Source organism: Alkalimonas sp. (assembly GCF_020831925.1).
In the GTDB taxonomy this organism is placed as follows: domain Bacteria; phylum Pseudomonadota; class Gammaproteobacteria; order Enterobacterales; family Alteromonadaceae; genus Alkalimonas.
This window is the reverse complement of record NZ_JAFIFQ010000009.1, coordinates 1-20,697: the sequence shown is the minus strand read 5'-3', so window position 1 is coordinate 20,697 and position 20,697 is coordinate 1. Positions and strand designations below refer to the sequence as shown.

Here is a 20,697-nt window from a genome sequence, read left to right as displayed (position 1 = left end):
TGGCCTACCCTGTTGCTTTGGCTTGCGCCGGAAGTGGCAATAAGTTAGTCAGCGCCAGCAAACTCTCATCATAAGCCACCACGTCTTTCATACCCTGTTGCAAAAAGCGGTTGATCGCAGGCATTAAAGCCACTGCTTTGTCCAGCAAAGGATCACTGCCTTTGACGTAAGCGCCGATGGCGATTAAATCCTTACTTTGACGGTAACTGGCATAGAGTTGTTTTAATTGCCGTGCCATCAGTTGATGTTCCATGCTGGTGACTGCCGGCATCACCCGGCTAATCGACTGCTCAATATCAATGGCTGGAAAGTGGCCGCTATCAGCCAACTGGCGTGACAGCACAATATGTCCGTCCAAAATCGCCCGGGAAGCATCGGCGATGGGATCCTGCAAATCATCGCCCTCAGACAACACCGTATAAAAACCGGTAATGGAGCCTTTGCCAGCGGCACCGTTGCCAGCCCGCTCCACCAAGGCAGGCAATTTGGCAAACACCGATGGTGGATAACCTTTGGTAGCCGGCGGCTCCCCAACCGCCAATGCAATTTCACGCTGAGCCTGGGCATAACGGGTAATGGAGTCAATCAGCAGCAATACATCCAGGCCCTGATCGCGAAAATATTCCGCAATTTGTACGGCCGTTTCGCAGCCTTTTAGCCGCATCACTGGCGACACATCGGCTGGCGACGCCACCACCACGGCGCGCTCGCGACCTTCTTCACCTAATATATCATCAATGAACTCTTTGACCTCACGGCCCCGTTCACCAACCAAACCAACCACAATCACATCTGCACTGGTACCTCGTGTCATCATGCCAAGCAACACGCTTTTACCGACACCACTCCCAGCAAATAGCCCCATCCGCTGGCCTTTGCCTACCGTCAACGCGCTGTTGATCGCGCGCACACCAACATCCAGCGGAGTTCGTATGGGTTGACGCTGCAGTGGATTAATGGGAACTTTGCGGTTGCGGGCAAATTCAGTGGCAACGATAGGTCCTTTGCCATCCAACGGCTTACCAGCTCCGTCTACCACCCGGCCGAGCAACCCCATGCACAATGGCACGCCCTGTTCGTGCAATACAGGGGTCACTTTAGCACCAGGCACCACCCCGGAAATATCATCTTTTGGCATCAGAAAAATTCGGTCGCCCGCAAAACCCACTACTTCGGCCAGAATAATGCCCTGCGCCGTTTCCACTTCGCAACTTTGACCAATGCCTGCACTGCAACCGGTTGCCTCCAGTGTCAGGCCAACAACTCGTACCAATTGGCCAGATACTGAGGGCCTGCTTGGTCGAATGTAGTGCTGTTGCTTGCGGATCCTATCAGCCAAGGATAAGCTCATTCGGGTGCTTCCTCCGCCTGATCATTCGTTGGAACTTCTTGCTGAATGAAATGAGCCAAAGCGCTAGCAAGTCGTTGTTCCATGCTACGGTCAACCGTAGATTGTTCGGTTTCAAGTCGGCAACCACCACGACTTAATGTCGGCTCTGCCAGCAGCTGCCAAGCTCGTTCACTCAACTGTTCAGCACTGTAATGCTGCTGAATAATAACCAAATCATCTGGATGCAACTTAATCTGTACTTTGCCATGACGCAGCGGCAACGCATCAATCGCCTGCTGCAGTGCTTTGAGGATCACTTGTTGATTGGTTTGTACTTCGGTTTGCAATACGGCTTTGGCCATTGCAAGTGCTAGCGCCAACAACTCTTGCTCGACTTGATTATCCAGCTGTTTCAACGGCTGCTGCAATTGATCCAAGAGCTGCTCAAGAGCCAAGAATTGCTGCTCACTTTGCTGCTGGCCTTCTTCAAAACCAAGCTTTTTGCCTTCGGCCAGACCTTGCTTAACGCCATCTTCCTGACCTTGCTGGCGTCCTTCTTCGTAACCTTTGGCAAAACCATCCTCTTTGCCTTCTGAGAAGCCCGCTTCATAGGCTTGCTGGCGCAACGCTTCCATTTGTTCAGCCGTCAGCGGTTTGATACTAAGATCATCCTCATCCTGCTGCACAATGTCATCGGATTTTTTGGGTTCAGGTCTGGTTTTATTCAGCGCATTGGTTTTTTCGTTCTTACGCATGTCATCGGTAAGATCAGGGCTCGACCATTCCTTCAGCTGCTCCAAAGTATTGGCATCTGGAGAGAATGGTCGCTTATAGCGAAACTGATCAGAACTCATAGCAGGTCCCGCAGAACAGAATTACAGGAAGTCATCACCACCACCACCGCCAAGCATAATTTCACCAGCATCCGCCAGTCGCCGCGCAGTGGCCAGGATTTCTTTTTGTGCCGCTTCTACATCACTGACGCGGACTGGGCCCATCGCCTCCAGATCATCGCGCAGTAGTTCAGCCGCCCGCTTCGACATATTGCCAAAGATTTTCTCTTTCAGTGCATCATCCGCACCTTTTAAGGCCTTCATCAAAATATCTTGCTCTACTTCACGCAACAGTGTTTGAATGCCTCGATCTTCAACATCAATCAGGTTTTCAAAAACAAACATCAGATCCTGGATTTGCTGCGCCATTTCCTCGTCATTTTCACGGATGGAATCCAGCAACTGACCTTCAATGTTGGTATCCAGATAGTTAAGAATGTCGGCCGCAGCTTTCAAGCCACCCATTTTAGCCGTTTGCGCACCAGCTTGACCGGCAAATTGTTTCTCCATAATCTCATTCAATTCCTGCAAGGCTGCTGGTTGCACTTCTTCTAAATTGGCAATCCGCATGGTCAAGTCCAGCCGGACTTTTTCAGAGAACTGCGACAAAATTTCTGCTGACTGCTCCGGAGCCAGGTAAGACAACACGATGGTCTGTATCTGCGGGTGCTCATTACGGATGATATTGGCTACTTGCTTGGAGTCCATCCACTTTAGAGAGTCCAGACCTTTGGCACTGCCACCTAATACAATCTGATCGATCAAGTTGGCCGCTTTTTCTTCACCCAAGGCTGCGGTTAGAGCTCGCTTGATAAACTCTTCGCTCTGGAAGCCAATGGTGCTGAAATTCTGGATTTGCTCAATAAAAAGCCGGTGCACCGCTGAAATCTTGGCCTGATTCAGATCGGTCATCTGCGCCATGGCCGTACCCACCTTTTGCACCTGCTTAGGTTCCAGGTGCTTTAGGATCTGGGCTGCATCTTCCTCTGATAAACTTAACAGCAGAATTGCAGCCTTTTCAACGCCATCGAGCTTACCAACATCAAAGCTTGGCTTTTCAATATTCTCAGTCATCTTCTTCCAGCCAGTTTCTGACCACCAGGGCCGATAGTTCCGGTTCATTCGCTACCAGAGCACGCACTGCTTTTAGCAAATCTTCATCGCCATGCAAGTCTGGCAGCATCAAGGTGCCATCTTCAGCAAAACCAACCGCTGTTTCATCAAAGCTGGATTTCAGCATATCGATGGTGTCATCGCCTAAATCCAAGCCGGAGCCTAGTGCATCCTCATCATACGCATCTTTGGTATCTTCAGGATAGATCAGTTTCTTCAACATAGGCCGCACTACCGACAAAATCAGCACAATGATCACCAGGCCAGCAATCAGCAAGCGGGTCAGACGAATAAACCACTCTTCCTGATAGAAGTAGACCGTAGGCTCAGCCTCCAGCTCGGTACGGGTAAAAGGCACCGAAACCACCTCAATGCTATCACCGCGCTGCACATCGTAACCAATGCTGCCTTGCAACAAGCGACGGATGTTGTGCAATTCAGCCTGGGTTCTTGGTTGAGGTGCCATCTCCCCTTGTTCATTCGGCGCTAATTTGTAATCTACAGCCACAGACACACTGACCCTTCGCACGACTCCCGATTGCTGCGAGCTATGGCTGATGGTGGTATCGAGCTCAAAATTACGGGTGGTCTCCCGATGATTACGACCTGGCACAATAGGTGTTGCCCCACCGCCAGTTGCTTCTTCCGGAATAGCCGAAGGCATGGGTGGCTGATTGGATAAAGCCCCGGGGATACCACCACTTAAACCGCCCACGCTGCTTTCTTCAATACTCATTTCACTGCGAATGGCTGGTAAATCAGGATTAAAGCGCTGCTGGGTTTGCTCCAGGGTGGTGAAATCCATCACCACATCAACTTGCGCTGTGTAGTTACCCACGCCCAATACCGGCATCAGGATACTGTCAATTCGTTGACGATACTCATCTTCCCGCGCTCGCTCCAGCTCGTATTCACGCCGCTTTCTGGCAGAAGCCATATCCTGCGAGCCACTATTTAACAAGCGGCCGTTCTGATCCGTCACCGTCACTCTGGACGGGTCCAGGTTCTGTACAGCCGAAGCCACAATATCGACAATGGCATCAACTTCACTGTCACGAATAACCCGGCCACCACGGGCAGTAATCAGCACTGTGGCAGACGGTAAACGTTCACGACGGGCAAATACATTTTCAGGTGGGATTGCTAACAGCACCCTGGCTCTGGCTACACTTTGTAGCTCTTCAATAGTCCGTGCCAACTGCTGCTCGCGGCTGTGCTTTAAGCGTTCAGACTCAAGGCGCTGGCTTACGCCAAAGCCACTGTCTTGCATCAGGATTTCGGTACCGCTGGTTGGCTCCTGCGCCAAGCCTGCCCGGGTCATACCAAGCCGAATACTTTGAAATTGGTCTTCAGGAACATAGATAACATTGCCATCCAACCGGTATTTCACTCGCTGACTATCCAGATGGTCCAGGGTTTGTATTAGTTCTTCAGTGGCAAAGGTACCCAGTGGCCGCATTTCCGGCTGGCGGGCCCATAAAATAATCAGCAGTGCTATCGCCAAACAGATCGTCAGTGCAATGATCATGGTCACCTGACGCAGCAGATCGGTACCACCCAGGTTGTTCAGAAAGCCGGATTTCTGCTCTTGTTGATCACTGGAGTTAAAGTCGTCGCCGCTTAACGCCAGTTCAGTGGATTGATTCTCAGCCACAACTTACCCCTTAGCTCTTACACCGGCATCGTCATAATTTCTTTGTAGGCTTCCACTACTTTATTACGCACTTGTACAGTGGCTTCAAAAGCAATGGACGATTTGGATGCCGCTATCATGGCTTCAGCGATGGTGACACCAGGCACACCTAGCTCAACATCGGTAGCCAAGCCTCGGGCATGCATTTGCAAACCATTGACGTTATCGAGCGCGCCTTTGAGCATGGCGCCAAAATCACTCTGGCTATGGCTGACACCAGACACACCATGAGGCTCCAGACGTTGCACTGCTAAGGACTGCTGCGGCCCACGTGCTTGCTGTGCCATGGCTTGCATCTGATTGTACAGCGACACTCCAGGACCTTTGATTTGCATGGCGATACCCTCTGTCAAAAAATTGTTCTTCACAGAGATGTAGCACAGAGCGTGCCATGTTTTAGTTGTTTTAAATCAATATATTAGATATTACCTGCTCGATTATACCGGTCAGTTCCGCAGCGGCTGGCGGTTGCCATAGGTCAATGTACGCCATAACCATTCCATAGGTCCGCTACGATAACGCTGCAACCACCAGTGACTAAACCAAAGCTGAAAACCATAAAGTAGCAGCGCCATCAGGGTAGTGGCTGCCCGACCAAAGTCGCCGTAGAGACCCAGACCATAGCCATAAAACAGCAGGGTAAAGACCAGCGAGTGCAGTAAATAGTTGGAAAGTGCCATTCTGCCTGCTGGTGCAAGCACCCGAATCAAGCGGCTTTTATAAAGGTACAGATGAACCAGTGTCGCCAGATAAGCCAGGCAAAGTGCCAGGTTTGACAGGTTCTGACAGGTCATCAAAAACGCATTGCGAATGCTTGGTGATATTACCTCCACGTCAGTGCCATAGATGCCCCAGATCAGTGTTAATGGTAGTCCAATGCCGTAACCCAACCACATCAGTCGCCAGAAAAAGCTTTTGTGTTGCTGCAAATCGGTAAAAACACCCGACCGGCCAAAAGCAGCGCCCAGTAAAAAGATCCCCAGAATCATCGGTACAAACAGCAGCAGCGCAGGACTGATGTACATCGCTTGAAACTCATAGAGCCGCCACTGCACCAACTGCCAATAACCACCGCTGGCATAAAGCTGGTGTCCCCGGGCGATATCAGCCAGCAATTTTTCTTTATCTGCAGCAAAGCCAGCCTCCAGCTTGGCCGCCTCCTCAGGAACCTGCATCGCCATTTCAATAGCCAAACTTCCCAACCAAATCAGCAGAATAGGCGTAAGCAGCAAGACACCAGCCCAAATACAAAGCCGCTTGACCGAAGCATGAACAAAAAACAGCAACAAAAACCCAACCAGGGCATAAAAATGCAGAATATCACCACTCCAGATAAACAGCAGATGCACCACACCAATCGCCAGCAGCACCCACAAACGCCGACGGAATAAGGCATATGCAGGCCCGCCTTTTTGTCTGGCCCGGTCAATAAAGACAATAAAGCCCAAACCAAACAGCAAGGAAAAAAGCGTATAAAACTTACCCTGCACAAAAGTAAACGACAGCCAGGCAACCGCATAATCCAACCCGCTTTGCTCAGAGTTAAACCCAAGCATCAGCGCTTGTATTGGCCGCTGAAAATACTCCATGTTCATCATCAGGATGCCAAAAAGCGCAAAGCCACGGATTGCATCCAGGATAACCATACGTTCAGCCGGTGCAACCGGGCCGGATAAAGCAGTTGTCGGAGTTGTCATTTGGAAGAACCTACCAATGCAGGGCCCTGCAGGCCAAGTGGAAGATGCATTGAAGATAGCTGAGTTTTGTTAGAAGTAAATATCAGCAGGGTTCGAACCAAGACCGCCCCTGCTCCGCAGTCAAACAAAAAGCCCCCAGCTTGCGCTGGGGGCTTTTTGTTTGAATATGGCGAGGGAGTCGCTCGAATAGGGATATTAACGCTCTGATTTAAATTGATATTTAAATATTTGAAATCAGAAGAACCCCCAAATAAACCCCCTGATCTATCGCTTTTGCCTGCTTTGCGCAGATTGCTCCATCACTTTACGCTGGGCAGTGTTGGCTTGCTGCAGTACGGATAAAAACACCTTTCGCTTTTGATCTTCAGTTGCATTTAGAAAAAAATCAGAGATAGACTCGAATTTCCGTTCTGTCGCTACTGTGTTTTCTTCATCTGTATTGTTCATGATCAACCTAGCTATGCTGCTTTCGATTAAATCAACTAATTATTGACTTCAAACCGCTGTGCAACTAAAGTAGTTACTAACACGACCCCGGCCTCTTAGTTGCTTGCAACTTACGCTGGGGTTCTTATTTTGAGTCCCACCAATCCAACCAGTTCGCTGCAACACCAACACTATTCAAAGATAGCTTTTTATCAGAGTATTGTTCTGGAAAGGACAATAAATGCCGCTGTAATCTCGCGTTCCACTCCGTATTCGGGCAAATGCACTGTATAAACTGGCGTGTTATAGCTAACAACAGAAAAGGCTTACTCAATAAGTCTTCGTTTCTTCGAAATGATGCGTACCATGGTGCGTCATCAGCAACAGGTATGCTTGGTTTTGTTGTTATATTACGATTCCACAACCGGCTATGATGCGCTACTAAGTTTCGCAAATAACTCAGAGCGAAAATCCAACTTTTAAACACCTGCCAATCTGCCACACAATATTTCTCTGCGATGGTTTGCTGATCTTTCATTTTCATCATGCTGATTAACTGCGATAAAGCACCAAAATCGAATACCTCCACCGCAACCCAAATTGGCAATTCAGGCCCATGCTTAACCAAGTAATGGCGGACAAAATCTTCTTTAGAGCGGCTTACTAAGCCTTGATATTTATCCAACCAAAACTCCCAAGCTGTTTTATTGCTGCCTTTCATCGGCTTGCGCACAAAGCTCGGGTGAAATTGCTTAACATCAACATGCGAAAAGGTTCCATGCTTTCCAAGCAAATAAGCAATATCAACACGCAATGACACTTCAATCCGCTCTAAAGCATCAATAAGCAACAGGCGTAACTGTTTATCAAATAAATACAGATTAACCGCATCAATAAACTGAGTGTTCCTAACAAAATCGTTCTGCGCTTTGACCTCAACTAAACCTGTTTCAGGGCATTGCTCTGGTCTAAAATGGCGAAATGGATACCAATATGCACTTAAACGGTAGTAGCCTAGCCGCTGCAAATAATCTAAGGCTGCAGCATCATTAGTAACTACCATACCTCGCTGCTTAAGTTGTTCAAGTTGTTGCTGAAAACTAAGCCATGGACGGTTATAAGCCATTTATTATCACCCTAACTATGCATTCCAATAACACCATCCTTAAACCCACTCTTCCCCCAAAGCCTCTGCCTGCTGCAGCACCAGCTGCACGGCGTCGTCGGCCATATCCGGTGGGTATTTGTATTTGCGCAAGATGCGCTTCACCATCAGCCGCAGGCTGGCGCGAACGCTTTCGCGTTTGGACCAATCGATGCTGATGTTCTTGCGCAAGTTGTCGGTGAGCTCATGGGCGATTTTCTTTAAGGTTTCATCACCCAGCTCAAGCACGGCGGCCTGGTTGTTGACCAAGGCATCGTAAAACTTTACTTCATCTTCGGTCAGGCCCAGGTCATCACCGCGTTTGGCGGCCTCTTTAAACTTCTTGGCCATCTCCACCAGCTCTTCCATCACCTGAGCGGTTTCAATGCTGCGGTTTTGATAGCGTGTCACCACATTGCCCAGCATTTCAGAGAATTTCTTTTGCTGGATCACGTTGCTGGCAAAGCGGGTTTTGATCTCCCCTTCCAGCAAACGCTCCAACAACTCAACCGCCAGGTTCTTCCCGGGCAGGTTGCGCACTTCGTTCAAGAAATCATCATCCAGCAGCCCGATGTTCGGCTTTTCCAAACCGACGGCATCAAAAATATCCACCACCTCATCCGATACCACCGCCTGACCAATGATCTGGCGAATGGCATGCTCTTTTTCTTCGTCACTGCGTTTCTTAGCGCTGATGTCACGCTTGGTCAGCATCACCTTGATGGCCTGAAAAAATGCGACTTCTTCCCGCACGGCTTTGGCTTCATCCAGGGTGCAGCACAGGCTAAAGGCTTTGCTCATGGCCAGGGCGTTATCGGCAAAGCGCTTTTTACCGTCTTTAATACCCAAAATATGGTTGCATGCACCCGCCATGAGCTTATGGCTGCTTTTGGCAAAGTCGCTGTAATCAAAACCATGCAGCATAGCGCGCAGTACATCGAGCTTTTCTTCTAGTACCGACCACGCCTCTGCCGCATCCACGGTAGGCTTACCACGGCCCTTACTGGCGGTGTATTCCTTAAGCGCTGCTTTGAGTTCATTGGCGATGCCGATGTAATCGACCACCAAGCCGCCTTGCTTGTCTTTAAACACCCGGTTCACCCGGGCGATGGCCTGCATCAGGTTGTGGCCTTTCATCGGCTTATCGACGTACAGCGTATGCACGCAGGGCGCATCAAAACCGGTTAGCCACATGTCACGCACAATCACCAGCTGCAGCGGATCAGCCGGGTCTTTAAAGCGTTTTTCTAAGCGCTTCTTCACTTGCTTCGGGTGAATGTGCGGCCGCAGCAATGCCTTGTCGCTGGCCGAGCCGGTCATGATCACTTTGATACCGCCCTTTTCCGGGTCGTCATCGTGCCATTCAGGTCGCAGTGCTATGATCTCATTGTACAGGTGCACACAGATCTCACGGCTCATCGCCACCACCATGGCCTTGCCCTGTTGCGCTTTGTTTCGCTCGTCAAAGTGCGCCACTAAATCCTGCGCTACCTGTTTAATGCGCGGCTCGGCACCGACAATACGCTCCAATGCCGCCCATTTACTTTTCAATTTCGACTGCTGCGATTCCTCTTCATCTTCTGCCAGCTCGTCGACTTCCTCATCGATCTGTGGCAATTGATCCTGCTTTAAGCTCAGCTTGGCCAGGCGCGATTCGTAGTAAATGGCCACAGTGGCGCCATCTTCTTTGGCTTGTTGCATGTCGTAGATGTGAATGTAATCGCCAAACACGGCCCGGGTATCCCGGTCTTCACTGGATACCGGCGTGCCGGTAAAAGCAACAAAGGTGGCATTGGGCAAGGCATCACGCAGATGCTGGGCATAGCCCACCTGAAACACGTTGTAGTTACCACGCTCTTCGGCCGCCAGATCTGGCTTGATGCGCTCTTTGAGCTTGGCCTCAAAACCATACTGGGTGCGGTGCGCTTCATCGGCAATCACCACGATGTTGTGTCGGGTAGAAAGCACCGGGAACTTGTCTTCATCTGCGCCTGGGGCAAACTTTTGAATGGTGGCAAACACAATGCCGCCTGAAGGTCGGTTGGTTAGCTTTTCGCGTAAGTCCTGGCGGGTATCCACCTGCACCGGTTGTTCACGCAGTAAATCTTGCGCCAGCGAAAACACGCCAAACAACTGACCATCGAGATCGTTGCGATCAGTGATCACCACAATGGTTGGGTTTTCCATCGCAGCTTCACGCATTACCCGGGCGGCAAAGCAGGTCATGGTAATGCTTTTACCGCTGCCCTGGGTATGCCACACCACACCACCCTTGCCTTTTTGGCTAGCTGCTACTTCCGGCCGCGATGCGTCAACCACTTGCTGAATGGCTGCGCGCACTGCATGAAACTGATGGTAACCGGCGATCTTTTTAACCAACGTGCCGTCGTCTTCAAACAACACGAAAAAGCGCAGGTAATCGAGCAAATAGGCCGGGGTAAAGACACCACGCACCATGGTTTCCAGCTCACTGAACTCCCCTAACGGATCCAGCGTGACGCCATCGATGGTGCGCCACTGCATAAAGCGCTCGGCACTGGCTGATAAAGAGCCCATGCGCGCTTCCGAGCCGTCGCTGATCACCAGTATTTCGTTGTAATGAAACAGATCCGGGATTTGTTCTTTGTAGGTTTGGATCTGATCAAAGGCTTTCCAGATGTCGGCCTGCACATCGGCCGGGTTTTTCAGCTCGATCAGCACCAGCGGCAGGCCATTGACGAACAGAATAATGTCCGGCCGGCGCGAATGCTTGGGGCCTTTCACGGTGAACTGATTTACCGCAAGGAACTCGTTGCGGCCAGGTTGGTTTTCCCAATCCATCAAGCGCACAAAGTCGCCACGGGTTTCGCCGTCTTTTTGGTACTGCACCGGCACACCCGAAAGCAGCAGGTTATGAAAACGCCGGTTAGCCGATAACAGTGCCGGTATGCCCAGCTCTTTTAACTGCGCCAGGGCATCGTCCTGGGCAACCAAAGGAATTGTGGGGTTTAAGCGGGCAATGGCCGCCTTTAAGCGCTCAAGCAGCAAAGGCTGCATGTAATTCGCACGCTCGGCAGCAGGGCCATCCGGGGCGATGTCATAGCCATTAACCGGCGTATAGCCCACTTCGTTTAGCCACTCCAGTACTTCCTGTTCTAACTGGTCTTCTGTCATGCCTCGTCCCTAAATCAGCCTGCGTGCTGTAACCTTTCTTTGATACCCTGTTGCAGCTGCGAAATCAAGTTTTTGGCGGCACTTTCTGCTTCTAAATCAAAGGGGAAATTCATGTAGTTATCTCATTGCCAGACCTTCAACAGTAGCTTAAACCACCAACAAAACTTATCACTTAACTGATTTTTGCCCATTGACAAAATAGCTGTGATCACGTAATGTTTACAACAGTCTCATCTACCATGTGTAGAAGGAGCATCAGAAGCCCTTACGTAGCAATACGTCGGGGCTTCAGTCATTTTTGGGCTTGCCAAAATGCATCGCGCTCTTTTGCGAAGGTTTTCTTGCGATGTGGTTTTAAGCAATAAGCGGTTTTGAGCAAATAAAACTTAGGGCCCTCTTTGGTGATCCGCTTGGCTAATACCACGGCAAAATCATACTGCTCAGCCCACAGCACGACATGCGTATCCCGACCGCGCCTGTTCTCCCACCATGAAAACCCAGGATCACCAGCATTGGTAATCAACCAGCTTACCCAGCGAATTCTGGCACAACGGTCAAAATCGGGTATCCGATCCTCTTCGTTTTTGTTGTCTTTGCTGGGTGCTTCGGAAATTAAATGCCAGAAACTAAAGCCTTTGCCACGAGTATCCGGCCGATACTGCGCCCTTACAGGTACGCCGTGAAACTGCAGCCCTGCATGGACAACCGTGTCCAGATAAATCTGGTACAGCTCATCCTCATAAGCTTGCCAGTTACCAGTGAAATGATAGAGCTCTGGTGGTTGGCTCACTGCTGCGGTCTCCAGACAAAGAGATTAAACTTCTCAGCCCTGACCAATGAGCTTTGCAGTAAATTCATGCCTGAACACTGCCGAATGCGCTGTATAACAGCGGTTTTTGCCGGGCTTTCTAACAACCCCCGATGTAAATAGCCTAAAGCGCCTATGAATAAATCGGCTAGTTGCAACAGCAGCACATCATGCGAGTGCACCAGCTCAATAGAGGCAATAACGTTACGGTCAAAATCATAATTCGCATTGCATAACACCTGATGTAACTTAGCGACCTTCGCCTGCCCCTGCGTATCTTTAATATCCAGAAATATGCGGTAGCGCTCTTCCGGGCTTATCATTCGGTTAAGCAGGTGATACCACATTTTGTAGTAAAACTGATCATGATTTTGACCAAAGCGGTCGTGCTGTAAGCTGGTCTTATCCGGCACCACCAAACCACGGAAGTGCAGCAAATCTTGCGCAAAAAACCAATCAATCAGCGCCAGATAAAAATCTAATTTGCCGGGTGATACCTTTACCCATTTAATTTCAAAGCCAGACGCTAAGCCATGCTGTTTTTTTAATGCTTTTAATTCTCTCGCCAGCATCTGCCGATGACTTGCCGGGCACCATACTGCGCCCAATACCATGGATTTGGCTTCATCGTTTTCCAAGTGGCAGGATTCATCGCAATACACATGATACAACTCGCTCATGTCTCCACCTCTGCTAAGGCGGCTACCGCCTCTGATAAATTAAGCTGTTCTTTGAAAGCGTTTTGCAAGTTTGAAATCAAGTTTTTGGCAGCATCTTCTGCTTCTAAATCAAAGGGAAGTACCCATAGTGTCAGCTTATCGTTAAAGCGAAAATCAGCCAGTTGCGCAGCTGCAGGAAACTTTTGCCAGGCCGGATAAACCAGTACCAAGGTCCCCTCACCGCCCAGGTAATACTGGCCATAGGCAAACAGCTGGTAAAAGTCTTGCTGGCTAAGGCCATACTTGTTTTCCCGACTCGCTGCATCAAGCAGTTTCCACTTAGTATCGATGATCCAGCACTTAGCACCCAGCAGCAGCTGCAAGTCTGGTTTTAGCTGGAAAAAATCTTTTCCCTGATGCGTACAGAGATGCTTGCTGGCAAGTTGGGTATTCACTTCGCCATTGATACCCGGTATGCACTTAGCTGCTGAATCTAGCGCAGTGGCAACATAGCTTTCAAATAAGCGCTCCATTGGGAACAACATGCTAATGCCCTGCCATTGCCCCTGCACGGCGAGCGGCACATGCTGGCTTAGCACAAACTCACACCAGGGCTTTATCGACTGGTAATGCGCCATTAAGCGATCGCTTTGCCAGGCAGTAAAATCGGCTTGAATATCCGTTGATGCTGGCAGCTCTTGCAAGATGCTTTGCAACTCGTGCGCTAAACGCCAGTTGTCGTTATCCTGGGTGGTTTTGCACACCCGCAACAATGCAGCTTTAAGCAAGCGGTTTTCAGGCCGGTTGGCGGTAAAAATATCATGGCGAATATTGAAGATATGCTCGCGCCCAGCCGGCTGGCGCAGCTGCTTTACCACATCTAGCTGGCCACGTAAAAAACGCTGTGGCTCTTCTACCCGTTGATAGTCAAAGCGCAGGCCACGCTTAACTAAGCTATCCAACTCAGTTAAAAACTGTGCCATCAGCCACTCGGGCAAAGGCGCATCAAAGCGTTCTATATCGGTATGCTCGGTTTCGCGCTGCTTTAGCTGCAGGGCATTTAAAATAAGCTTACGCAGCAGCTTACGGGCGCTTTGTTTGCAGTCGCTCTCAACCCGGTGCTTAGGCAGTATTTCAATCACCTGGCCGCAGGGCGATTCCAACACGCCAACATAGTTATCCAATCGCAGCCACTGCTGATCATCCAGCTCAAGCAGCTGCAAGCCATTGGCCTTAAATTGTTGGCCCAGCTTTACCAGCCAGCTAAAAGCCGACGGCGAAATATGCGCTGCATCCAGCGTGCTTTGCGCCAGCGGCGCTGTGGTTAATCGCGCGTACTCGCGTACCACCACGGCTGGCATTACTGCAGTTGCTCCGCAGTTGTGTGAGAAGCTTGGTAAATGCGCAGGTAGGCTTCAACGTGCATTAGCGCATTGTGATTCAAGCGCCAGCAATCACGTGCTTTAAATTGTTGCACACCGGGGAATAACTGCTGTGCATCCATGCTCATGTCTTTTACGACAAAGGCCAGATCATCAGGCTTTGTCTGATCCGCCAATACCCAGCGGACCCGCTGCCAATCTTCAAAGAAGTATTCTTGCAGCAGTGGCAGTATGTTTTGCGCAAATATGTCGGCCAACAATGGCAAACTTGGGTTATCCAACAGCGGCATAAAGTAGGCATGGCCAATGCAGTGGTCACGGTCCAGCAGCGCGGTAATGCGCTGATTCATTACACTTAGCATCTGACCAATATTAATACCCTCAACTACTAAGTCATCTAATAATTCAGGCTTCGGTGGCATTTCGATAAAGGTAAAACGGCGGCGCAGAGCTAAATCTAAGCCGGCCAGCGAGCGGTCGGCGGTGTTCATGGTGCCAATAATGTAGAGGTTGCTTGGTACTTTGAACCGCGTTTTCGAATAGGGTAAAACGACTTCAAGCTCTTCACTTGCACCGGCACGTTTACTAGGCTCAATCAAAGTGATTAGCTCACCAAAGATCCGCGAAATGTTGCCTCGATTAATTTCATCAATAATAATGACCCGGGCATTGTTAATATTTTCGCCTTGAATGTCATGACTCGCAATATCCGCTCGTGGTGCAAGTAAGCGCAGCAATTTGTCATTATCTAAACTAGGTTTTTTTAGCTCGTATAAGGTCATTTGGCTAAACTGACCATTCAATAATTCCGAATGCGGGAGTGACGGGGTAAATTGACGCAACCACTTCACTTTTCTGCGTTGAGCATAACCGTCGTCATAATCCGGATGCGCTTGGTACTCATAGTCACCCGTTATTTCTGCAATGGCGCGAAACTTGAAGTTTCCATCACTCACAACCACCAAGTCACCAGGTTTCATTTTGGTGATGAAGGTGGTAACACTGGTCAGGTTGTAATCGTTATTGCCAGTTAAGCTGATGCCATTCTGCTCATAACAAGCTTGAATGTCAGACCTGGTTTTGCAACCGGTAAAGTCGACATTGCTACCGTAACCCAGCAAGATATAGTCGCTTTCAATGCACTCGTCATAAATACCTGCATCACTGCCCAGGGTATTGCCAAGCGACATTTTCCAAACCCTGCGACCGGATAAATCAACCGGCGCTTCAGCTTGCTTAGTGACCTTTACCTCAGCCAATTCACACAGGCTTTTAAATACGCCATCAACCACCTGATACTGGATCTGCTTTGTCGCTTCGTCCGCTTCAGCTCGAATACCTTCAACAAAGTCTTCATAACTAAAGCTCTGGTGAAATGTCACAAACTGAATGTGGTTATCATTATGCAGCCTGTCAAACCTGGCTTTTAATGTCTGACGAGCACTTTGCCTGTCGGCCAGCGTTTGGGCATTTTGCAGCGCTAGATCGAACTCAGTTACCGCATCAGGCATTAAAATAGCGAGTGCAGCCCGGATTGTCTCATACGTTTTCCCAGTACCTGGGGGGCCATATAAAATCTGGTTTAAGGGCACTGACTTTAACCTATTTTCGTTTTCATCTTCGATTTCTGAGCTATCAAAGTCACCAATAGATTTCCCTTCGATGGAGTCAGCCTCTTGCCAAAGTTCAAAACCATACTCCAATGCCGATTTACTACCCCGGCTGGCAAGTAGTTTGGTGTAAGCAATCGCATGAGTATAATTAGGTTGGCCTTCCATGAATGGTTTGAATTTACTGAGTTTATAAATAGGTATTACGCATGGACAGGTATCATCCTGATAGATGAAAGCTATCTTCCACTTTAGCGCAGACTCAAAATCAAGCGCTTCAATTCTTGCCACATCACCTGCCTGGACCGCATCAATAACCGCAAGGATGTTCTTCTTTATGGTTGTGAAGGCTTCTTTTGCTGAACTGCCATACTTGCTTTTCCATGAGTATCGCTCATCCGAGCTAATAAAGTCTCGCTGTCCTTTCGGCTCAGCCTTTCGCTCATAAATGCCAAACTTTGAAGAATCACCGCCTTTGATTGAGCCTAGGTATTTGCCTACACCAAACTCTAACCAATAGACCAAAGAATCCTTGTCACCAACTGATGTGTAATCTGTCAGTTTCATTGATTTCAGTCGGTCAATTGGCCATGCTTGTTTAAATTGCTCTAAAAATTGTTGGCGTTCTTGAGCGGTGATACTCATAGGTCTGAATTCCTTTCCAAAAATTTAAGCTGTTTCAGCCAAAGCTGCTTCCGCCTCTGGCAAGCGCAACTGGCCGGAGATGAGGCGGGGAAGTAAGGTGTCACGAAGATTGGCTAGCGTTTCTGCCTGTTTGTTATTTTCATGCATTTTGCGATGAAGGGCCATGGCGGTTGCTTCGAAACAGCCTATCAGCTCTACAGGTGGTAACAAATATGGAAGGCCGTGGATATGATTACGATTTAAAGAAGGAACAGCAGAACCAGCATTGAATGATAAAGTGTCTAATCGCTTCAACACTTCTAATGCGTAACAGGGCGTTGCACGTTTGAACTCTTTAATCCATAAAGTTGTATTCAGCGGCCAAAAGTCCTCTATCGTGAAAAATACCTTTCCTAGAACACCAGATCTTCCAGTTACAACACCTGGCCCTTTCACCATTGATATATTGTGTGTGCCATTAGGTCCGCTTGCAGCAATTAATGGATACGCGCCTTCTTTTCGCTCAGAAGCTGGCAAATCAAAACCACGTTGAAGCACAAACAAATCCTGCATAGTGCCAACCTCCCACCCCTCCGGTATTAACCCCTGCGGGGATTCAACCAGACGAGAGGGGAATAGCGCTTGTATCTCGGCTGGCAGGTTGGGGGCTTGGGTGCCGGCGTTGGCGTGCACCGGGTCAAAATCGACAAACCAGGATTTAAACAGCGCCTGGGCGATGGCTTCTAAGGTGGCATTGGTTTCGCGCAGAAGGGCTATGCGGTCGTCTAGAGAAGTAAGAATTTTACCAATTTCAACTTGAACAAATTTAGGTGGTAACCGAAATTCAAAATCACAAATTCTTCCTGGGGAAGTGTGTTTAACCGTAGAACCTGTGGCAGTAGATACAACCCAGTGGCGGTATTCACTAGATCTCAGTAGATAATGTAAAAACTCTAACACAATCGGCGCATTTGGTTTAATTTGAACCAACCCAACGCGCTGATTATGAAGCCAAACAGTATTAGGAGTATTTGGAACGATTGCACCAAACCCAAGAGTATCGGCAGCTTTACTTAAGTCAGTCATCGTAACGATTAAATCACCATGCTTCAGAACGTACTCTTCCTCGTACGGCCCTGAGTAATATTTACCCTTTCCCGCTTGAAAACCTCCACCAATTGCAAAGTTCCCCGGAGTAGTCAACTGTAGCTCTGTGGGCTCATCACAGAAAAACTCACCTTTAAAAGCAAATCCATGCTTGATCTTAATCAGCTCTGAAAGCTTAATTAACGGCCACTCAGAACTCATACCCCAGCCCTCCTAACTTCTGGCGGATTAACTGGTCCAGCTCTGCGCCTTTCGCCATTTGCTCGCCAAGCTTTTCGGTCAGCATAGTCATCTTATCGGCAAAGGCGTCGTCGCAATCCTCTACTGCTTCGGCGCCAACATAACGGCCTGGGGTAAGCACATGGCCATGCTCGGATATTTCGCTTAACGACACGCTGCGGCAGAAGCCGGGGATGTCCTCATAGCCTTGCTCAAAGCCTTCAACACCGGTCATATCTTCGCCACGCCAGGCTTTGGCGGTATTGCCAATGCGATCGATGGCGGCTTGGTCCAGCTCGCTCTGCACCCGGCTGATCATCTTGCCGAGTTTACGGGCATCAATAAACAGCACTTCGCCTTTACGCTGCTGCTTTTGCTTGGTTAAAAACCATAAACAGGCGGGGATTTGGGTGTTAAAAAACAGCTGGCCCGGTAATGCCACCATTACCTCAACCACATCGGCATCGACCATGGCGCGGCGAATATCGCCCTCGCTGTTCTGGCTGGAAGACATAGAGCCATTGGCCAGTACAATGCCAGCGCGGCCAGTCGGTTTTAGGTGGTACAGCATATGCTGCAACCAGGCGTAGTTGGCATTGCCCTGTGGTGGCGTGCCATACACCCAGCGCGGGTCCCCTTCCAAACTGCCGTGCCACCAGTCGCTGATATTAAACGGCGGGTTGGCCAGAATGTAATCGGCCCGCAAATCGCTGTGCTGGTTTTTGGTAAAGGTATCACCCGGCTCTTTGCCTAAGTCGTAATCGATGCCGCGAATGGCCAGGTTCATCGCGGCCAGTCGCCAGGTCGTCGGGTTGGATTCCTGGCCGTAAATGGAGACATCGCCCAGCTTGCCGCCATGGGCTTCAATAAACTTTTCCGATTGCACAAACATGCCGCCACTGCCGCAGCAGGGGTCGTACACCTTGCCCTGGTGTGGGTCCAATACCGCCACCAGCGTATTGACTATGGACTGCGGCGTATAGAACTGGCCGCCCTTTTTGCCCTCGGCACTGGCAAACTGGCCTAAAAAGTACTCGTACACCTGGCCTAAAATATCGCGCGCTTTGTTTTGGTCTACGCCAAAACCGATGGTGGAAATCAGATCCACCAGCTCACCCAACTTGCCATCCGGCAGCGGTGCCCGGGCGTAGCGCTTGTCCAAAATGCCTTTTAAGCTCGGGTTTTCCAGCTCTATCGCGGCTAACGCATCGTCAATGCGCTTGCCGATGTCGGCCTGCTTGGCATTGGCGCGCAGCGCTTCCCAACGCGCCCCTTCCGGCACCCAAAACACGTTGACCATTTTAAAGTAATCGCGATCTTCCAGCTCAGCCTGCATATCTTCTTCGCTGGCATCGGCAAAATACAGTTCATCGCTGGGATCTTGCAAGCGGGTTAGCAGCTCGGCGCGGCGTGCAGCAAAGGAATCGGAGATAAATTTCAGGAAAATCAGACCAAGGACCAGGTGTTTGTACTCGGCCGCATCGACGTTGGCACGCAATTTATCGGCAGTGGCCCAGAGGGTTTTCTTGATGTCTTGTAGCATGGTTGGGTATGTCCTTATGTCGTGCATCGCGCACGCGCTTTTTATAAGCCTGGCAAGGGTGCCAGTGAACTGCAGGTAATTTAACGTATTTAGAAACAGAGGGCTAGTTGAAGCCATGAAAACTGCCCATGGTGATGTAAGAGCTACTGTTTGCTCACACTTCAGCATCTTGCTTAAGCGCACCACACAGCTTTTCCTTGCCTCGAAATCTCATCTAATGTATCATTTTTTTAACTTTAAATGCATGGATGAAACATGAAACAAGCAAGCCACCAACAGGCAGACCAAACTTATGCGCAGTTAAGAGAACAAAGTCGAATAGCAGTTGCTGAGGAGTTGCCACTACGGTATCAAGAATCAGTAACCTTTGATGATATAACTGGCCGGGCAATGGCACAGTTATCGCGTTGGCAAACACACCCAGATCGCAGAGTGATGTGGTCTTGGCAGCAGTGGGCCACGCGCTATGCTGCACTTTACCCCAAGCGGTTTGAACTAACCATATGGTTTCATAGCTTGCTGTGCAGTGTATCACTAGGCAGGCCAACCTGGGGGGCGGGTAAGTTACGGTTAGATATGATTGAATCTTCACCGGAAAGAACACCTCTAAGTGGAAACACGACAAACTTAACTGTCGCAGCAGCTCAAGCTTACGCTCGTATCATTGGAGCAACTCAAATCAGAATTATGAATCCAATTAACAGTAAAGTGCGCTCGCATTATGAGTCCCTTGGCTTTATCTATGTTGGCGGTAAAAATGATTACTGTATTAAGGATTTAACATGAAAAAATCTAACGACAGGCCGGAACCCGGTACGCCAGAATTTGATAAGTGGCTGCGTGAAAAGGTACGTCAGAGTTTTAAGGAGATGGAGAATGCTCCTGAACTGGATCTGTTAGGTATATCATCGGGTAGTTTGGAAAGCTTAACCAGTACCGATGCTGAAGCCTTTCCTGATGAACCGGAGGAATATATGCCTCATGAGCGGGTGAAAATTATTGTCGATAACACCAAGAAAAAGAAATGAACGGCATGGAGCAGCGGATGTGTTGCATCCGCCCTGCTCCGCAGTCAAACAAAAAGCCCCTGGCTTTCGCTGGGTTTGGTGTAGCCGATAGACCGGGAGGGATTATTCCGGGCGTCCTGCCCTCCACCCCTTCGGGGCCGCACTAAGGTGCGTTCCAATTCGTTCCTGACGAATTGGTCGAACCCAGGGTTCTCATCAAATCCGCCCTGCTCCGCATTAAAACAAAAGGCCCACGCTTTGCTGGTATGAACTGGATTTGGTGTAGCTCAAAGTCCGGGAGGGATTATTCCGGGCGTCCTGCCCTCCACCCCTTCGGGGCCGCACTAAG

General features: G+C 49.5%; 16 protein-coding genes. 2 read left to right on the top strand and 14 right to left on the bottom strand.

Annotation, left to right across the window (positions count from 1 at the left end; translation table 11 throughout):
* Nucleotides 1–4: 4 nt before the first annotated feature.
* From fliI to JJU14_RS04750, 14 genes are all read right to left on the bottom strand, one after another.
* Nucleotides 5–1,351, bottom strand: coding sequence for a flagellar protein export ATPase FliI (gene fliI, locus JJU14_RS04815; protein ID WP_228611461.1), 1,347 nt, complete (start codon nt 1,349–1,351; stop codon nt 5–7).
* Nucleotides 1,348–2,184, bottom strand: a complete 837-nt coding sequence (gene fliH / locus JJU14_RS04810) for a flagellar assembly protein FliH (protein WP_228611460.1) — start codon at nt 2,182–2,184, stop codon at nt 1,348–1,350. Before fliH ends, fliI begins: the two co-directional genes overlap by 4 nt.
* A gap of 21 nt (nt 2,185–2,205) precedes the next feature.
* Nucleotides 2,206–3,237, bottom strand: a complete 1,032-nt coding sequence (gene fliG / locus JJU14_RS04805) for a flagellar motor switch protein FliG (protein WP_091341840.1) — start codon at nt 3,235–3,237, stop codon at nt 2,206–2,208.
* On the bottom strand, nt 3,230–4,930 hold the full coding sequence (fliF, locus tag JJU14_RS04800) for a flagellar basal-body MS-ring/collar protein FliF (protein WP_228611459.1): 1,701 nt from the start codon (nt 4,928–4,930) through the stop codon (nt 3,230–3,232). Before fliF ends, fliG begins: the two co-directional genes overlap by 8 nt.
* Before the next feature lie 17 nt (nt 4,931–4,947).
* On the bottom strand, nt 4,948–5,304 hold the full coding sequence (gene fliE, locus JJU14_RS04795; protein WP_228611458.1) for a flagellar hook-basal body complex protein FliE: 357 nt from the start codon (nt 5,302–5,304) through the stop codon (nt 4,948–4,950).
* Nucleotides 5,305–5,415: 111 nt separating this feature from the next.
* A complete protein-coding gene (locus JJU14_RS04790; protein ID WP_228611457.1) occupies nt 5,416–6,666 on the bottom strand; it encodes a DUF418 domain-containing protein in 1,251 nt (416 codons plus the stop codon).
* Nucleotides 6,667–7,237: 571 nt separating this feature from the next.
* Nucleotides 7,238–8,218 (bottom strand): Abi family protein, encoded by a 981-nt coding sequence (locus JJU14_RS04785; RefSeq protein ID WP_228611456.1) that lies wholly within the window; start codon nt 8,216–8,218, stop codon nt 7,238–7,240.
* Between the two features lie 39 nt (nt 8,219–8,257).
* Nucleotides 8,258–11,389 (bottom strand): type I restriction endonuclease subunit R, encoded by a 3,132-nt coding sequence (locus JJU14_RS04780; RefSeq protein WP_228611455.1) that lies wholly within the window; start codon nt 11,387–11,389, stop codon nt 8,258–8,260.
* Between the two features lie 292 nt (nt 11,390–11,681).
* Nucleotides 11,682–12,179, bottom strand: coding sequence for a hypothetical protein (locus tag JJU14_RS04775; protein WP_228611454.1), 498 nt, complete (start codon nt 12,177–12,179; stop codon nt 11,682–11,684).
* Nucleotides 12,176–12,877, bottom strand: coding sequence for a DUF3800 domain-containing protein (locus JJU14_RS04770; protein ID WP_228611453.1), 702 nt, complete (start codon nt 12,875–12,877; stop codon nt 12,176–12,178). The genes JJU14_RS04775 and JJU14_RS04770 overlap by 4 nt, the downstream gene beginning before the upstream one ends.
* Entirely contained in the window at nt 12,874–14,217 is a 1,344-nt protein-coding gene (locus tag JJU14_RS04765) for an McrC family protein (RefSeq protein ID WP_228611452.1), read from the bottom strand. The genes JJU14_RS04770 and JJU14_RS04765 overlap by 4 nt, the downstream gene beginning before the upstream one ends.
* The gene (locus JJU14_RS04760) at nt 14,217–16,493 is read right to left on the bottom strand and encodes an AAA family ATPase (RefSeq protein ID WP_228611451.1); all 2,277 of its coding nucleotides are present in this window, start codon (nt 16,491–16,493) and stop codon (nt 14,217–14,219) included. Before JJU14_RS04760 ends, JJU14_RS04765 begins: the two co-directional genes overlap by 1 nt.
* A 24-nt stretch (nt 16,494–16,517) precedes the next feature.
* Complete coding sequence (locus JJU14_RS04755; RefSeq protein WP_228611450.1) at nt 16,518–17,780, bottom strand: restriction endonuclease subunit S; 1,263 nt, start codon at nt 17,778–17,780, stop codon at nt 16,518–16,520.
* Nucleotides 17,770–19,341, bottom strand: a complete 1,572-nt coding sequence (locus tag JJU14_RS04750; protein ID WP_228611449.1) for a class I SAM-dependent DNA methyltransferase — start codon at nt 19,339–19,341, stop codon at nt 17,770–17,772. The genes JJU14_RS04755 and JJU14_RS04750 overlap by 11 nt, the downstream gene beginning before the upstream one ends.
* Nucleotides 19,342–19,596: 255 nt before the next feature.
* Here JJU14_RS04750 and JJU14_RS04745 point away from each other — a divergent pair, with 255 nt between their 5' ends.
* Both JJU14_RS04745 and JJU14_RS04740 read left to right on the top strand, forming a co-directional pair.
* Nucleotides 19,597–20,127: a hypothetical protein gene (locus JJU14_RS04745; protein WP_228611448.1), complete on the top strand. Its 531-nt coding sequence runs from the start codon at nt 19,597–19,599 to the stop codon at nt 20,125–20,127.
* Nucleotides 20,124–20,369 carry a hypothetical protein gene (locus tag JJU14_RS04740; RefSeq protein WP_228611447.1) on the top strand — a complete coding sequence of 82 codons (246 nt, stop codon included), beginning with the start codon at nt 20,124–20,126 and terminating at the stop codon, nt 20,367–20,369. The genes JJU14_RS04745 and JJU14_RS04740 overlap by 4 nt, the downstream gene beginning before the upstream one ends.
* Nucleotides 20,370–20,697: the final 328 nt, after the last annotated feature.

Excerpts from the sequence above, each read along its gene's own strand:
- fliI (WP_228611461.1), bottom strand. The coding sequence starts at position 1,351 with ATGAGCTTATCCTTGGCTGATAGGATCCGCAAGCAACAGCACTACATT.
- fliH (WP_228611460.1), bottom strand. The coding sequence starts at position 2,184 with ATGAGTTCTGATCAGTTTCGCTATAAGCGACCATTCTCTCCAGATGCC.
- fliG (WP_091341840.1), bottom strand. The coding sequence starts at position 3,237 with ATGACTGAGAATATTGAAAAGCCAAGCTTTGATGTTGGTAAGCTCGAT.
- fliE (WP_228611458.1), bottom strand. The coding sequence starts at position 5,304 with ATGCAAATCAAAGGTCCTGGAGTGTCGCTGTACAATCAGATGCAAGCC.
- JJU14_RS04790 (WP_228611457.1), bottom strand. The coding sequence starts at position 6,666 with ATGACAACTCCGACAACTGCTTTATCCGGCCCGGTTGCACCGGCTGAA.
- JJU14_RS04785 (WP_228611456.1), bottom strand. The coding sequence starts at position 8,218 with ATGGCTTATAACCGTCCATGGCTTAGTTTTCAGCAACAACTTGAACAA.
- JJU14_RS04780 (WP_228611455.1), bottom strand. The coding sequence starts at position 11,389 with ATGACAGAAGACCAGTTAGAACAGGAAGTACTGGAGTGGCTAAACGAA.
- JJU14_RS04770 (WP_228611453.1), bottom strand. The coding sequence starts at position 12,877 with ATGAGCGAGTTGTATCATGTGTATTGCGATGAATCCTGCCACTTGGAA.
- JJU14_RS04765 (WP_228611452.1), bottom strand. The coding sequence starts at position 14,217 with ATGCCAGCCGTGGTGGTACGCGAGTACGCGCGATTAACCACAGCGCCG.
- JJU14_RS04760 (WP_228611451.1), bottom strand. The coding sequence starts at position 16,493 with ATGAGTATCACCGCTCAAGAACGCCAACAATTTTTAGAGCAATTTAAA.
- JJU14_RS04755 (WP_228611450.1), bottom strand. The coding sequence starts at position 17,780 with ATGAGTTCTGAGTGGCCGTTAATTAAGCTTTCAGAGCTGATTAAGATC.
- JJU14_RS04750 (WP_228611449.1), bottom strand. The coding sequence starts at position 19,341 with ATGCTACAAGACATCAAGAAAACCCTCTGGGCCACTGCCGATAAATTG.
- JJU14_RS04745 (WP_228611448.1), top strand. The coding sequence starts at position 19,597 with ATGAAACAAGCAAGCCACCAACAGGCAGACCAAACTTATGCGCAGTTA.
- JJU14_RS04740 (WP_228611447.1), top strand. The coding sequence starts at position 20,124 with ATGAAAAAATCTAACGACAGGCCGGAACCCGGTACGCCAGAATTTGAT.